Here is a 13,601-nt window from a genome sequence, read left to right as displayed (position 1 = left end):
CGACGCCGTCACTGCAGGCCGGTCGGGCCGAGCCGCAGGTCCCCCGCGGTGATCCCCCCGTCGACCGGGATGACCTGGCCGGTCACGAACCGCGAGTCGTCGCCGAGCAGGAACCGGATCACCGGCGCGACGTCCTCGACCGACCCGATCCGGCCCATCGGCGTCCGCGCCCTGATCTCCTCGGCGAACCGGCCCGAGACGAGCAGCGACGCGGCGAGCGGGGTCGCGACGTAGCCGGGGCTCACGGCGTTGACCCGGATCCCGTGCGGGGCCCACTCCACGGCGAGGGTCCGCGTCAGCGCCAGCACACCGCCCTTCGACGCGGCGTACGAGGCGAAACCCGGTGCCCCGTAGTGCGCCAGCATCGAGGTGATGTTCACGATCCGCCCGGGACGGCCCGCCGCGACCAGCCGGTCCGCGAACGCACGGCACACCTCGAACGTTCCGTGGAGGTTGACGTCGACGACGGTCGTCCAGCTCTCCTCGAGGACGTCCTGCGCCCGCTCGCGGCGGTTGAGCCCGGCGCAGTTGACGAGCTGTTCCGGCAGGATCCCCGCCTCGTCGAGCCCGGCGAACAACGCCCGGACCGAGGCCACGTCGCTGACGTCGACGCGGGCCGGCCGCACCCGTCCGGGGAGCCCCTTCCCCTCCAGTTCCGCCGCCAGCCCGGCCGCGGCCCGCTCGTCGATGCCCGCGCAGACGACGTCGGTCCCGCCCGTCGCCAGCAGTTCCACCGTGGCCGCACCGATACCGGTCGCACCGCCGGTCACCAGGGCCCATCCCATTTCGATCCGCTCCTCTCGACGGGGCCGGACGGCCACGTCAGTTCATGAAGATGCCGCCGTTGACGTCGAGCGTGTGCCCGGTGATCCAGGCGGCGGCGTCGGACACCAGGAAGACGACGGCGGCGGCGAGCTCGTCGGGCGTGCCCATCCGCGGGACGGGATAGCCCTCCGGCGCGTAGTCCCGGCCGTGGGTCATCGGCGAGTCCACGGGGCCCGGCGCGATCATGTTCACGGTGACGCCGTCGCCCCCGTACCGGCGGGCCAGCCACTTGCCGAGCGCCCCGACCCCGCCCTTGGACGCCACGTAGGCGGCCCCGGAGTTGACGCCGCCGACCCGGGCGGCGATCGAGGAGAACAGCACCAGCCGGCCCGCCCCGGCCGTCACCAGGTGCGGCAGGACCGTCCGGGAGACGACGTAGGAGCCGGTCAGGTTGACGTCCAGCTGTCGGTCCCACTCCGGGCGTTCCAGGTCCGCGATCGCGGTCTCCGACACGACCCCGGCGCAGTGCACGGCGATGTCGAGGCCACCGAACCCGGTGACCGCGCGGTCGACGGCGGCCGCGACCGACGCGTCGTCGGCGACGTCGGCGACGGCGCCGACGGCGGTCCCGCCCCGGGCGGCGACGGCGGCGCACACCTCGTCGACCGGCTGCCGGTCGACGGCGACGACGCGCACGCCGTCGCGCGCGAGTGCCAGCACCGTCGCCCGACCGATGCCCGAGGCCGCGCCGGTGACCAGGGCGCTCCGGCCCGCGATCCCGGTCGCGCTCAGCACGACGCACCCCGGCCTGCCCCGGCCGCGGTGCGCGCCGGGCCGGTCCCGACGCCGGCGAGGTCGATGCCGCGGGTCTCCCGCAGGAACAGTGCCGCCACCAGCGAGAGCAGTGCGGTCGCCGCGTAGAACCAGGACGGTGAGAGCGGGTTCGCGGTGGTCGCGACAAGGAAGGTCGCGATGAAGGGCGCGGTGCCGCCCATCGTCGAGTTCGCGATGTTGGTGACCAGGGCGACGCCGGTGTACCGCACCCGGGTCGGCATCCTCTCGGAGAAGGTCACGAACAGCGCGCTGTTGAAGACCGACACGCAGACGAAGCAGACCGACTGGGCGAGCATCGCGAGCCCGACCGAGCCGAGCTGCATGAGCTGGAACATCGGGATCGCCAGGACCAGGCCCGCGCCCGAACCGGCCAGAAGGACCGGGCGGCGGCCGAACCGGTCCGCGAGGTAGCCGCCGACCGGCAGGGTGAGGATGCCGAGGACCAGCGCGAGGCTCGTGCTGACGAAGGCCACGGTCGAGGAGAACCCGGCGGTCGTCCGCAGGTAGGTGGCGGTGTAGACGGACGCGGTGTAGAAGCCACCGGCGGACAGCCCGTAGAGGGCCACGAGGTGTGCGATCGTCTTCCACGACGTCCGCAGCAGCGTCGTGATCGGCAGGCTGCTGACCTGCTGCTCCTCCTTGAGCGCGGTGAACTCGGGGGAGTCGTGCAGGTTGTTGCGGATGTAGAAGCCGATGATCCCGATGACGGCGCTCAGCAGGAACGGGAGCCGCCAGGCCCAGTCGATCGCCTGCTGCTCGGTGAACAGCGAGCTGATCGCGAGGCCCGTCAGCGACGCCGCCAGCGAACCCAGGTACATGCCGCCCATGACCAGGGCGGTCTGGAAGCCGCGCCACCGGGTGGGGGCGTGCTCGGAGACGAACACGTTCGCCCCGCCCACCTCGCCACCGGCGGAGAAGCCCTGCAGGCAGCGGCAGAGGATCAGCAGCATCGTCGCCCAGATGCCGAGCGTCGCGTAGGTCGGGAGCAGCCCGATGAGCAGCGTCGATCCCGCCATCAGCAGCAGCGTCCAGGTGAGCGCGGTGCGGCGGCCGTAGCGGTCGCCGATGTGCCCGAAGAACAGGCCGCCGGGGATGCGCAGGAAGAACGCCACCGCGAAGGCGGCGAACGTCTCCAGCAGCGCGGTGTTGGGGTCCTCGGAGGCGAAGAACTGCACGCTCAGCAGGGCGGCCATGTAGCCGTAGATGCCGAAGTCGTAGTACTCGACGATCGTGCCGAGCACGGCACCCTTGATGACCTTGACGCTCGACTGGCGTGGCGGGGGCGCGGTGGGGGAGTGGTCAGTGGACACGACTGTGTATCCCGTCTGGAGTTCGGGTGACGCGGACCGGCGACGTCGCCGGGGAGGGGGCGCGGGCCCCGCGGGTCAGCGGATCAGGTCGTCCACGAGCGCGACGTCGAGACCGACGTCGCGGTAGTGCTCGCGGGTCTTGTCGATCTTGCTGAAGACGTCCTCGATGCCGAGCATCCCGAAGTCCGCGTCCACGTAGATGTAGGCACCCGTCGTGATGAAGAGGGTGATCATCTCCTGGCAGTCGGACGGCACCTCGAGGGTGTGCACGTCGCCGGGGGGCTCGAAGGCGAAGCTGCCCTCCTCGGACCACCAGTCGTACTCCAGGTAGTGCCAGCGCCCGCGCAGCGTGAACGCCTGCACCGCACCCGCGTGCCGGTGGCGGGAGACGACGCCCTGGCGGCGCACGCGCAGCAGGTTGACGAACTTGCCCTCCCCGGGCTGGAACATCAGCGGCCGGAACTCGACCCCGGGCGAGTGCTCGCCCTGCGGGACCCAGAGTCGTTCGTCGCAGTCCAGGTCGAGCGCACCCGGGGTGATCATGTCGTCGACCATCCCGTAGAGCCTCGGCCCGTCGTAGGGCTTGACCGCGTCCTCGATCGGTGTGGACACCCTGCCGTCCTTCCGCAGTAGGTCTGAACTTAAACGGTTAACTTAACCGTTTAATGGACAGTAGCAGCGGGTAGTCACGGCGGCAATGGTCCGTCCGGCGGCGGGGTGGCCCCGGACGCGGGAGATCCGGCCCGGACCGTTCGTGCCGGTCGGGGCCGGATCGGCTGGTGGGGCGGGCGTCCGTGACGCCCCTGCCTCACGTCGTGTCGGGCTCCCGGGTGTAGGTGCAGAGCGCCGCGATGACGAAGACGTCCAGCGTGATGATCAGCAGCGACCAGAGCGGGTACAGCGGGATGAACAGGAAGTTCGCGACCATGCTCAGGATCACGACCACGATCCCGACCACCCGGCCCCAGGTCTGGCCCGCGAGCACGGCGCAGCCGGCCAGCGCCACGACGACCCCGACGATCAGGTGCACCCAGCCCCACGTCGTCAGGTCGAAGGAGAAGACGTACTCGGGGCCGATCACGTAGACCTCGTTGCGGAACAGCCCCACGAGTCCCTGGATCGCGCCGAACACACCGGCGACGATCATGATGATCCCGGCGAAGAACGCGAGACCGGTCCTCCACCCCTCGCGATGGTGCGGCCGCGCGGTCGCCTCCCCGGCGGTGGTCGCGGCCTTCTCGGACAGAGACATGTCAAACCTCCCGGACAGCGGGCACGTCGTCCCGACGAGGGTCGTCGTCCGGCTCCGATTCCTCCTCACCCGGCAGGGGTGAGATGCGCTGCAACGAGAGCACCTCCAGGCCCAGGTCACTGCAGAGCTCCAACAGGGAGTGCAGGTCGGCCTGCTCGGGGAAGACCCCGAGCAACGTCGTGTGTGACGGCACGGTCCGCACCTCGAGCGCTCCGAACGCGCTCCGCGCCGGCCCGGACAGCCGCCCGTTCACACACACCTCGTACCGCGCCATCGCCGATGCTCCCGTCCGCGCGCGCCCCGGTCTGGACGGCCGAGGCTCGCCGCCCGCGGCCCCGCGAGTCATCGCCCGTGCCGGATGAGCACCGGGCGTCAGCGGTGCCCGCTGTCGATCAGGCCGCGCTCGTGCGCCGCGACCACCGCGAGCCTGCGGTTGCTCACCCCGAGCTTCGCGTAGATCGACCGCACGTGGCTCTTGACCGTGTTCACCGAGACGGTGAGGTCCGCGGCGATGTCGTCGAGCGAGAGCAGGGAGGGCAGCAGCTCGAGGACCGTGATCTCCCGGTCGCTCAGCAACGCCTGCTGCGGCGTCCGGCCGAGACCCGCGTCGAGCGCGCGCCTCGCGATCTCGTTGTGGCTGCCGAAGCTGCCGAGCTGATGGACCAGCAGCTCGTGGACACCCGGTTCGGCGACGGCGAACGGGCGGATCGTGCCGAGCGGTCCGGCCCAGGCGAGCGCGGTCTGCAGTGCGTGCCGCGCGGCGAGCCGCTCGTCGGCCGCCATCGCGATCGAGGTCTCCAGGAGCCAGGCGTCCACCACGGTGGCGGGCAGCAGGACCGGGACCGACCCGTCGAGGACGGGCCGGACCAGGGCCCGCGCCCGCCCCCGGTGGCGGCCGGCCGACTCGGTCCAGGCGCGCATCGTCACGAGCTCGCCGCAGTCGCCGGTCCGTTGCGCCGCCCACGCGAGCGCGCTCTGCGCGGCGGCCGGGTGCCCGAGCAGGAGCGCCAGCCGGCACTCCAGCATCGCGAGCGCCGCGGCCTGCTCGGCCCCGATGCCGTGGGTGCCGAAGTCGGCACGGGCCCGCTGCAGCTCCGTCAGGCCCCGCGCGCGGTCCCCGAGGTCGAAGGTGGCGGCGCCGTGGACCGCCTGCAACGCGAACCGGACCGCGGGCGACGCCGAGCCCGCTCCCTCGGTGAGCCCCTCGGCGGCGATGCGCTCGGCGTCCGCGGTCTCGCAGGCCATGAGCTCGGCGTAGGACAGCAGCGCCCGGGCCGTCGTGGGCAGCGCCGTGCCGCCCCACCCGTGGTCGTCGGCGAGGATCAGGGCCTCCCGGCACACCGCCCGCGTCGTGGGCAGGTCGCCGTCGCCGGCCGCGACGACACCGAGCAGGGCCAGCGACACCGCCCGCAGGTGGTCGAAGCCGTGCCGGCGGCCGAGTGACAGTGCGGCGTCCAGCTCGGCGTGCGCCCCCTCGCGGTCGTCGCCCAGCAGGGCCCGGCCACGGCTGAGCCGGGCCAGCGCCGCCGTGCCGGGGTCACCGGGCAGCGGGTCGTCGGGCTGCGGGTGGCCGGGCTGTGGGTCGCCGGGTTGCGGGGCGCCGGCGGGGAGCGGGTCCGGGGCCGTGCCGGGCTCCCCGGCGCCGAACTGCTCGGCGACCGCGCGGAGGACGCCGAGCTCCACGGGGTCGTCGCCGTCGGGAGGGCTGCGCCGGGCCGCGTCCAGGTCGTCGCGGGCGGCGGGCAGGTCGCCGTCGGTGAGGTGCCCGAGTGCCGAGGCGAGCGAGAGCCGCGGGCCGCACGCGTCGGTGCCCGCGAACGAGAGCGCTCGGCGCAGCGGGCGGAGGTCCCCGCGGAGCAGCAGCGGCACGGCGAACCGGTGCAGCAGCTCGACGACGAGCGCGGGGTCACCGGTCAGGACGGCGTGCTCCAGGGCGGCGCCGGGGGCGTCCTGACCGGCCCACCAGCGCGCGGCCACCGCATGCAGGTCCGCGACCCGGCGCTCGCCCTGGCGCTCCAGGTCGGCGGCCAGATGGGTGCGCAGGAGCTCCTGGATCCGGTACACGGCGGGGTGTTGCCCGGCGGTGGAGAGCAGCGAGGTCCGGTGTTCGAGCCGGTCGAGCACGCTGCCGGCGTCGTCCAGGCCGGACAGCTCGGCGGCGAGCCCGGTCGGGACCGGGTTGCAGATGCTGATCACCCGTAGGAACTCGCGCACGTCGTCGGGCAGGCCGGAGAGGATCTCGCCGACGAGGTAGTCGCCCACCGAGCGGTCGTCCCCGGAGAACTGGGCCAGGAACGCCGTCCGGTCGGGGGCCTTCTCGAGGCCGAGCGCGGCGAGCCGCAGCCCCGCGACCCACCCGCCGGTCCGGGTGTGGAGCACCTCGACCTGGGACGGGGTCAGGTGCAGGCCCGACTGCTCCAGCAGGGCCGCCGCCTCGCGGCGGGTGAAGGCCAGGTCGTCGGCACGCAGCTCCCGGACCCGGCCGCCCAGACGCAGCCGGGGCAGCGACAGCGGTGGGTCGAACCGGCTCGCGAGGACGAGATGGACGTTCGGCGGCTTCACCCGGGTGAGGATCCGGACGCCGTGCACGGCGTCCGGGTCGACGAGCTCGTGGACGTCGTCGAGGACCAGGCGGAGCGGGCCCGGGAGGGCGGCCAGCGCTGCGGCGAGATCGGCGACGAGCTCGGGCAGGGCTCCCGGCCGCCATGCCCACGGGGCTCGCAGACGGCTGTCCGGGGGTACCGACGGGCAGCCCGCGATCGCCGCCACGACCGACGCCCACAGCCGGCTCGGCTTGTTGTCGTCCCGGTCGACGGTGACCCAGGCCGTGTCGACCGTCGGGTCGTCCCGTGCCCAGGCCGCGAGCAGCAACGTCTTGCCGTACCCGGCCGGGGCGGAGACCAGGGTGAGGTCGGCCGCGGCGCCCCGGTCGAGCTCGCGGTCCAGCGCGGCGCGCAGCACGGCCTCGGGAGGGACGTGCGGCACCGTGATCTTGACGGCCGGGACCGGTGCCGCAGGCTCGTGACGATCGGGTGGAGGTGTCAGGGCGATCTCCCGGCGGGGGTCGTCCGCCCCGGCGTCCGTGCGCCCGGGGCGCCGCGACGGGGCTGGTGGTGTGCGCTCCGTGAGGGGTCACCCCCTTCCGCGGCGAGGCCGCCGTGCGGTCACCGACCGGCCGCCCCGACGGCGGGCCTCGTACCGTGCTCCCGACCCGTGCGTGATCACATCGCCAATGTTGTTGACGGCCAACGGGCTCGCCCCGTCGCCGGGATCAGCCGGTACCGCGCGTGCCGGGCGGCGGATCGGCCGCCGGACCGCCGTCGGACGTGCGCGGTCCGTGGCCGTCCTCGGCCCGCTCGACGGCCCCCAGGAGGAGCCGGGCGACCAGCCCGACGACGATCAGCCCGAGGATCATCTGGGTCGTCACGAGGATCCGCGTGAGGCTCGTCGTCGGCACGATGTCGCCGAACCCGACGGTGGCGAAGACGGTCACCGTGAAGTAGAGCGCGTCGGTCCGGTCGAGCACCTGGTTGAAGCTGTCCGGACGTTCGTGGGCGACGATGCAGTAGGCGGAGGCGTAGAGCACCAGGAAGAGCGGGAAGCCCGTGGCGACGGCCTTCGCGGCGCGCAGCCGGGGGAAGTCCGACCGGCCGACCGCCCGCACCTGGGCGACGACCAGCCAGCCGTAGACGGCGAGGCCGCTCGCGAACATGGCCCCGGTCGCGAGGTTCAACGGGCGGTCGAGCGGGGCCAGGTAGTAGACGGCGACGAGCAGCACGATCGAGGCCGTGGAGCTCAGTATCGCGACCACCAGCGCCCGGCGGGCCGAGGGGCTGGACGTGCCACCACTCGTCATCGCCGTGGTCCCGTCGCCGCCCGGGCGTGCGGGCGCACCGGGCCACGTCCGCGGGGCCCTGAACCCCGGGACCTCCTGCCGCTTCGCACCGGCCCACCGAACCGCCGGTCCCGGCGGGCGGTCCTCACCCGCACCGGGCGATCCGCCGGGTGCGGTCGGGCCGGGCCGGACTCTCGCCCTCCACGGGTGATGGCGGCCGCCGCCGCCCGGCCTAGCTTCCGCGTCATGACGACTTCGGCAGCCGAGGCCCCGGCCGCTGCTCCGCCGGCCGGCGCCGCGTCGCAGGTCCCCCCGGAGACCGGCGGCGCGGTGGCTCAGCCGAGCATGCCGCGGGCGCTGGTCATCCTCCTCGGCCTCGCGGCGGCGACCATCGCCGCGGCGGGCATGCAGGCGGTCGCCTGGCTGATCGGCCCCGCCTTCATGGCGCTGATCATCGTCATCGCGGTCGCACCGGTGCAGGGCTTCCTGCGGCGGCACAACTGGCCCGGCTGGGCGACGACCCTCGTGGTGGTCCTGCTGGTCTACGCGATCCTCCTCGGGCTGGCCCTCGGGATCGTCTACTCGGTGGCCCGGCTGGCGACCGAGCTCCCCCAGTACGCCGGATCGGCCACCGCCCTCGTGAACCGGGCGACGGCGGGCCTGGCCGCGATGGGCATCGGTCCCGAGCAGCTGCAACAGGCCGCCGGTTCGCTGGACCTCGGCAAGCTGGCCGGCCTGCTCGGTGCCCTGCTGAGCAGCGTGGCCGGTCTGGCGACCAACTTCGTGTTCCTGCTCGCACTGCTGCTGTTCCTCGGGGTCGAGTCGAGCGGGGCCGGTGACCGCCTCGCCGCGATCGCCGCCGACCGTCCCGCCACCAGCGCGGCCCTGGCCCGCTTCGCGTGGGGCACCCGGCAGTACCTGATCGTCACGACGGTCTTCGGGCTCATCGTCGCGGTGCTCGACTGGGTCGCGCTGCTGATGCTGGGCATCCCGCTGGCGGCGACCTGGGGCCTGCTGGCGTTCGTCACGAACTACATCCCGAACGTCGGCTTCGTCATCGGGGTGATCCCGCCGGCGCTGCTCGGGCTGCTGACCGGCGGTCCCGAGCTGATGATCATCGTGATCGTCGTCTTCTGCGCCATCAACTTCGTCGTCCAGTCGATCATCCAGCCGCGGTTCATCGGCGACGCCGTCGGGCTGTCGGTGACGGTGACGTTCGTGGCCCTGGTGTTCTGGGCCTGGTTGCTCGGACCGCTCGGGGCGATCCTCGCGGTCCCGCTGACGCTGCTGGCCAAGGCCATGCTCGTGGACATCGATCCGAGCGCCCGCTGGGCCGACGCCCTGCTCCGGTCGAAGCCGAAGGGCGAACCGGACACGCCGCCCGGCGAGCCCCCCGAGGAGGAGCACCACGGCCGGCTGCACCGCCTGCGACGGCGGCGGAAGGCGACCGACCCGGACACCGACGGTGCGGCCGTCCTCCGGGCGGGCGACACCGGGAACGGCCCGGTACCCCCGGTCCCGGGCTGAGCCCGCGGCGCCGAACCATCCCCGACGGATGAGGCACGGACCCCGTCCAGGTCGGGAGCATCCCCACGGTCCGGCACCCCTGCGACGCCGTCCCCGCCGCCGCGAGCGGCGCGTGACGGCGGCGCAGCTCGGAGAGGAGACCGACATGACCGACACCGGGCGTACGCCGGCCGGGGCCGGCCGTCGCGGCCTCGGCGCAAGCACCTGACGGATGCTGCGGGAGCGGTCGTGAGCACCAGTACCCCGAACACCCCGCCGGGCGGCGCGCGCCCGCCCGAGCCCCGGCCCCTGAGCTGGAGCGAGAGGCGCCGCCTGCGCGCGATCGAGGCGTCCCTGGTCGACGCCGACCCGGCCCTGGCGTACCTGTTCGCCGAGGACCCGCGGGTCGGCCGCCGGCGGCTGCTCAAGCGGATCTGCTGGTGGTCGGTGGCGTGCGGGTTCCTCCTGATCGTCCTCGGTTCCTCCCTGTCCGCGGCCGTGCTGGTGATGCCGGGGCTGCTGGCGACGTTCGTCGTCCCCCCGATCGCCTGGTGGCTCGCCGAGATGCAGCCCGACGACCCCTGACGGCAGGAAGGACCCCGATGACGAAGGACGACGCCGGGCAGGAGGCCCGCGCCGGCGACGACACCGGCAGCACCGGTGTCCGCCCGGGGTGGGGGGTGATGACCGCCGCGTGCGTGTCGACGCTGGTGGTCAACGCGAACACCTCGGCGGTGAGCATCCTGCTGCCCTCGATCAGCGCCGACCTCCAGGTCTCGGTGGACGTCCTGCAGTGGGCGGTCACCGGTTACCTGCTCGTCGGTGCCGCGGTGATCGTCACCTCGGGCGCGATGGGTGACGTCTTCGGCCGCCGGCGGATCTTCGTGGCCGGGCTGCTGCTGTTCGTGGTCTCCTGCGCGCTGATCGCGCTCGCCCAGAGCGGCTGGATGGTGGTGGTCGGACGGCTGATCCAGGGCGCCGCGGGGGCCACGATCCTGGCCTGTGGGCTCAGCCTGCTCTCGGTGGCGTCGTCCGGGCCGGCCCAGATGCGCGCGGTCACCATGTGGGGCGCCGCCGCGGCGGCGGGCGCCGCGGGCGGTCCCGTGGTCGGCGGCGTCCTCAACGAGCTGACCGGCTGGCAGGGGCTGTTCTGGATCGACGCCGTGATCGCCGCCGTCTGCGTCCCGCTCACGCTCCGCACGGTCGCCGAGTCCCGGGACCCGAAGCGGTCGCCCTCGATCGACCTCGCGGGCACGGCACTGATCGCCTGCGTGCTCGTCCCCTTCGTGTTCGCCATGACCGAGGGGCCGACGTGGGGGTGGCTGTCGGTCCCCACCGTGACCTGCCTCGTCCTGACCGTCGTGGCCTCGTTCGGCTTCGTCGCCGTCGAACGGCGGGTCGCGTCGCCGCTCGTCGACCTGCGGCTGCTGGGCAACGTGCAGCTCGTGGCGTCGACCTGGGTGATCTTCGTGGGGGCCGGTGCGATCGCCGCGCTCAGCTTCATGCTCAGCCTGTACCTGCAGAACCCGGCCACGCTCGGCCTGTCGAGCCTGCTCGCGGGCCTCGCCATGCTGCCGCTGGCCGCGGTCGTGATCATCCTGGCGCCCGCGGTCACCCCGCTGGCGCACCGGTTCGGCACCCGTGCCGCCGTGCTCGGCGGCTTCGTGATCCTCACCGCCGGGTTCGCCCTGCTGGCGCTGGTCACCCCGTCCTGGAGCTACAGCACGTTCCTGGTCCCGCTGCTGTGCGTGGCCGCCGGGCTCTCCCTGACGAACGGCCCCGCGTCGTCGGTCGCGACCTCCTGCGTCACACCGGACCAGGTCGGGCAGGCGTCGGGGATCTCCAACATGGCCCGCTACGTCGGCGGCGCGGTCATGACGGCCGTCGGTGCCGGCGTCTACGGGAACGTGATCTCGACCCGTACGGCGGACGGCGACGCGCAGGGCGACGCGCTCGCCGCCGGGTTCTCGGCCGGGTCCGTCGTGCTCGCGATCTTCTCGGCGGTCAGCATCGTGCTCGCCGTGTTCGCCTCCCGGCGCCCCGGCCGGCCGCGTGCCATCGACTACGCCGCGGCCGCCGCGTCGACGTCGCACACCCTGCCCGTGTCGGAGAGCGGCGTCGCGCGCTGACGCCCGCCGGCGGCGGGATCCCCCACCGAGGGTGATGTCCCGGGGCCCGCCGGTCCGAAGAGTCGAGGGGGTACGACGACCGGTTCATCGGACGGAGGTAGGGCATGGCGACCTTGACGGTGTGGAAGTTCGACACGGCGAGCGGGGCGGACGACGCGCTCCACCTGCTGCAACGCATGCAGAAGGAGGAGCTCCTCCGGATCGACGACGCCGCCTGCGTGTACTGGACGGAGGGCCGGAAGAAGCCGAAGACCGAGCAGCTGCACAACCTGACCGGGGGCGGGGCCCTCGGCGGCGGCTTCTGGGGCCTGCTGTTCGGGTTGATCTTCTTCGTCCCGCTCCTGGGGCTGGCGATCGGCGCGACGATGGGTGCGCTCACGGGCTCGCTCTCCGACGTCGGGATCGACGACGAGTTCATCAAGAAGGTGCGGGACAACGTCACCCCGGGGACGTCGGCGCTGTTCGTGATGACCTCGAACGTCGTCGAGGACAAGGTGCTCGACCAGTTCCGCGACACCGGAGCGACGCTCCTGTCGACCAACCTGTCCGACGAGCAGGAGTCCAAGCTGCGTGCGGCGTTCGCCGAGGAGGAGTAGCGGGGCGTGACCGTCGCCGAGGGGATGGAGCACGTCGCCACGGCGTTCGAGGTGATCGGCGCGGCCGTGCTCGTGCTGGGCCTGGTGCTCGCGGGCGTGCTCGCCGTCCGGGTCTGGCAGCGCACGAGGAGCGGCCGCGCCGGTTACCGCACCCTGCGCGAGACGTTCGGCGGGGTGCTGCTGCTCGGTCTCGAGATCCTGGTGGCCGCCGACCTCGTGCGGACCGTCGCGGTCGAGCCGACGCTGCAGAGCGTGGCGGTGCTCGGGCTCATCGTGCTGATCCGGACGTTCCTGAGCTTCTCGCTCGAGATCGAGATCGAGGGGATCCCGCCGTGGCGGCGGGCGCTCGTCGGCGGCGGACGGCAGCTGTCCGCGGCGGTGTCGCGGGCCGGCGCCACCGCGTCCGGCCCGGCAGGCACCGGTGGTGACGGCCGCGCGTGACCCGGGGCCCACCCCCCGCGGGTGGTGTCCGGCCGGCCTGCCCGGCCGGACACTGCTCACCCGCCCCGAGGCGGAGGGAGGCCCGGGATGACGCCGACGGTCTACCGGTTCCGGATCGACGGGCACCTGTCCGAGCAGGCTGCCGAGGAGTTCTGCGACATGCGGATCGAGGAGGCCCGGGCGAGCACCGTCCTCGAGGGCACCGTGGTCGACGAGTCGCACCTGCACGGGATCATCGCCTCGATGCGGGTGCTCGGGCTGACCGTCGTCTCGGTCCGGCCGGTCGTGCGGTGACCGCCGCGCGCCGGCACCGGCCCGCGTTCATCCGCTCCGGACGAGGTGGGCCCCAGCGGGGCCGCCGATGCTCGCGCTCCGGAACCGGCGGTGCGAGGAGGGTGCTGTGAGCGGATCGCCGACGGGCCACGTCGTCGGGGCCCGGCAGGTGTTCGACCACGACCCGGCTGCACCGCTCGCGACGGTCGTCGTCCCGTCGGTGTTCGTCGCGGCCCGTGGGCCGGACCGGACGCTGCTGCTCGTGCGCCGGTGCGACAGCGGCGGCTGGGAGCTGCCGGGCGGCCGGGTCGACGTGGGGGAGTGCGCCGTGGCCGCGGCCGTACGCGAGACCGCCGAGGAGTCCGGCGTGCTCGTCGCGATCACCGGGATCGTCGGTGTCTACACCGATCCGGGGCTCGTCGTCCGGGCCGTCGACGGCGAGGTCCGTCAGCCGTTCAGCCTGGTCCTGCGGGCGGAGCCGGTCGGCGGAACCCTCTGCGCGGACCGGGAGGAGACCAGCCTCGCCGCGTGGCTCACCCCGGCCGAGATCGACCGGCTGCCGCTGGAACCGGGGGCCCGGCACCGGATCGACCACGCCCTGGCCGACGGCCCCGTCCCGTATCTGCACTGACCCTTCCCGGCACGTCCGTCACGTCACCT

Annotated in this window: 15 protein-coding genes; 7 read left to right on the top strand and 8 right to left on the bottom strand. The window is 73.6% G+C overall.

Annotation, left to right across the window (positions count from 1 at the left end):
• Positions 1 to 8 precede the first annotated feature (8 nt).
• The 8 genes from AD017_RS12340 to AD017_RS12305 form a co-directional block, all read right to left on the bottom strand.
• Complete coding sequence (locus AD017_RS12340) at positions 9 to 785, bottom strand: SDR family NAD(P)-dependent oxidoreductase (RefSeq protein WP_060574314.1); 777 nt, start codon at positions 783 to 785, stop codon at positions 9 to 11.
• Between the two features lie 37 nt (positions 786 to 822).
• Positions 823 to 1,560 carry an SDR family NAD(P)-dependent oxidoreductase gene (locus tag AD017_RS12335; protein WP_060574313.1) on the bottom strand — a complete coding sequence of 246 codons (738 nt, stop codon included), beginning with the start codon at positions 1,558 to 1,560 and terminating at the stop codon, positions 823 to 825.
• On the bottom strand, positions 1,554 to 2,909 hold the full coding sequence (locus AD017_RS12330; protein ID WP_082399207.1) for an MFS transporter: 1,356 nt from the start codon (positions 2,907 to 2,909) through the stop codon (positions 1,554 to 1,556). The genes AD017_RS12335 and AD017_RS12330 overlap by 7 nt, the downstream gene beginning before the upstream one ends.
• Before the next feature lie 75 nt (positions 2,910 to 2,984).
• Positions 2,985 to 3,521 carry a 2,4'-dihydroxyacetophenone dioxygenase family protein gene (locus AD017_RS12325; protein WP_060574312.1) on the bottom strand — a complete coding sequence of 179 codons (537 nt, stop codon included), beginning with the start codon at positions 3,519 to 3,521 and terminating at the stop codon, positions 2,985 to 2,987.
• A 196-nt stretch (positions 3,522 to 3,717) separates the two neighbouring features.
• The gene (locus AD017_RS12320) at positions 3,718 to 4,161 is read right to left on the bottom strand and encodes a hypothetical protein (protein WP_010242475.1); all 444 of its coding nucleotides are present in this window, start codon (positions 4,159 to 4,161) and stop codon (positions 3,718 to 3,720) included.
• A 1-nt stretch (position 4,162) separates the two neighbouring features.
• Positions 4,163 to 4,435 carry a hypothetical protein gene (locus AD017_RS12315; protein WP_010242472.1) on the bottom strand — a complete coding sequence of 91 codons (273 nt, stop codon included), beginning with the start codon at positions 4,433 to 4,435 and terminating at the stop codon, positions 4,163 to 4,165.
• A gap of 98 nt (positions 4,436 to 4,533) precedes the next feature.
• Complete coding sequence (locus tag AD017_RS12310) at positions 4,534 to 7,146, bottom strand: LuxR C-terminal-related transcriptional regulator (protein WP_060574311.1); 2,613 nt, start codon at positions 7,144 to 7,146, stop codon at positions 4,534 to 4,536.
• 286 nt (positions 7,147 to 7,432) lie between these two features.
• Complete coding sequence (locus AD017_RS12305; RefSeq protein ID WP_082399206.1) at positions 7,433 to 8,017, bottom strand: potassium channel family protein; 585 nt, start codon at positions 8,015 to 8,017, stop codon at positions 7,433 to 7,435.
• Positions 8,018 to 8,242: 225 nt separating this feature from the next.
• On the opposite strand from AD017_RS12305, the gene AD017_RS12300 reads away from it, so the two are divergent.
• The 7 genes from AD017_RS12300 (at position 8,243) to AD017_RS12270 (ending at position 13,572) form a co-directional block, all read left to right on the top strand.
• Positions 8,243 to 9,523, top strand: coding sequence for an AI-2E family transporter (locus AD017_RS12300; protein ID WP_060576368.1), 1,281 nt, complete (start codon positions 8,243 to 8,245; stop codon positions 9,521 to 9,523).
• A gap of 228 nt (positions 9,524 to 9,751) precedes the next feature.
• The gene (locus AD017_RS12295; RefSeq protein WP_010242466.1) at positions 9,752 to 10,087 is read left to right on the top strand and encodes a DUF3040 domain-containing protein; all 336 of its coding nucleotides are present in this window, start codon (positions 9,752 to 9,754) and stop codon (positions 10,085 to 10,087) included.
• Positions 10,088 to 10,104: 17 nt separating this feature from the next.
• On the top strand, positions 10,105 to 11,631 hold the full coding sequence (locus AD017_RS12290) for an MFS transporter (protein WP_060574310.1): 1,527 nt from the start codon (positions 10,105 to 10,107) through the stop codon (positions 11,629 to 11,631).
• 104 nt (positions 11,632 to 11,735) lie between these two features.
• Positions 11,736 to 12,227 (top strand): DUF1269 domain-containing protein, encoded by a 492-nt coding sequence (locus AD017_RS12285; protein WP_060574309.1) that lies wholly within the window; start codon positions 11,736 to 11,738, stop codon positions 12,225 to 12,227.
• A 6-nt stretch (positions 12,228 to 12,233) separates the two neighbouring features.
• Positions 12,234 to 12,668 carry a DUF1622 domain-containing protein gene (locus tag AD017_RS12280; protein WP_202968849.1) on the top strand — a complete coding sequence of 145 codons (435 nt, stop codon included), beginning with the start codon at positions 12,234 to 12,236 and terminating at the stop codon, positions 12,666 to 12,668.
• Positions 12,669 to 12,755: 87 nt separating this feature from the next.
• Positions 12,756 to 12,962 (top strand): hypothetical protein, encoded by a 207-nt coding sequence (locus AD017_RS12275; protein ID WP_010234446.1) that lies wholly within the window; start codon positions 12,756 to 12,758, stop codon positions 12,960 to 12,962.
• A 106-nt stretch (positions 12,963 to 13,068) separates the two neighbouring features.
• Positions 13,069 to 13,572 carry an NUDIX hydrolase gene (locus AD017_RS12270; RefSeq protein WP_202796417.1) on the top strand — a complete coding sequence of 168 codons (504 nt, stop codon included), beginning with the start codon at positions 13,069 to 13,071 and terminating at the stop codon, positions 13,570 to 13,572.
• The last annotated feature ends 29 nt before the right edge of the window (positions 13,573 to 13,601 follow it).

The organism is Pseudonocardia sp. EC080619-01 (assembly GCF_001420995.1).
Classification (GTDB): domain Bacteria; phylum Actinomycetota; class Actinomycetes; order Mycobacteriales; family Pseudonocardiaceae; genus Pseudonocardia.
Note: the sequence above shows the minus strand (reverse complement) of the source record. Positions and strands in the feature narration are given on the sequence as shown.

Excerpts from the sequence above, each read along its gene's own strand:
- AD017_RS12290 (WP_060574310.1), top strand. The coding sequence starts at position 10,105 with ATGACGAAGGACGACGCCGGGCAGGAGGCCCGCGCCGGCGACGACACC.
- AD017_RS12305 (WP_082399206.1), bottom strand. The coding sequence starts at position 8,017 with ATGACGAGTGGTGGCACGTCCAGCCCCTCGGCCCGCCGGGCGCTGGTG.
- AD017_RS12275 (WP_010234446.1), top strand. The coding sequence starts at position 12,756 with ATGACGCCGACGGTCTACCGGTTCCGGATCGACGGGCACCTGTCCGAG.
- AD017_RS12340 (WP_060574314.1), bottom strand. The coding sequence starts at position 785 with ATGGGATGGGCCCTGGTGACCGGCGGTGCGACCGGTATCGGTGCGGCC.
- AD017_RS12285 (WP_060574309.1), top strand. The coding sequence starts at position 11,736 with ATGGCGACCTTGACGGTGTGGAAGTTCGACACGGCGAGCGGGGCGGAC.
- AD017_RS12315 (WP_010242472.1), bottom strand. The coding sequence starts at position 4,435 with ATGGCGCGGTACGAGGTGTGTGTGAACGGGCGGCTGTCCGGGCCGGCG.
- AD017_RS12320 (WP_010242475.1), bottom strand. The coding sequence starts at position 4,161 with ATGTCTCTGTCCGAGAAGGCCGCGACCACCGCCGGGGAGGCGACCGCG.
- AD017_RS12300 (WP_060576368.1), top strand. The coding sequence starts at position 8,243 with ATGACGACTTCGGCAGCCGAGGCCCCGGCCGCTGCTCCGCCGGCCGGC.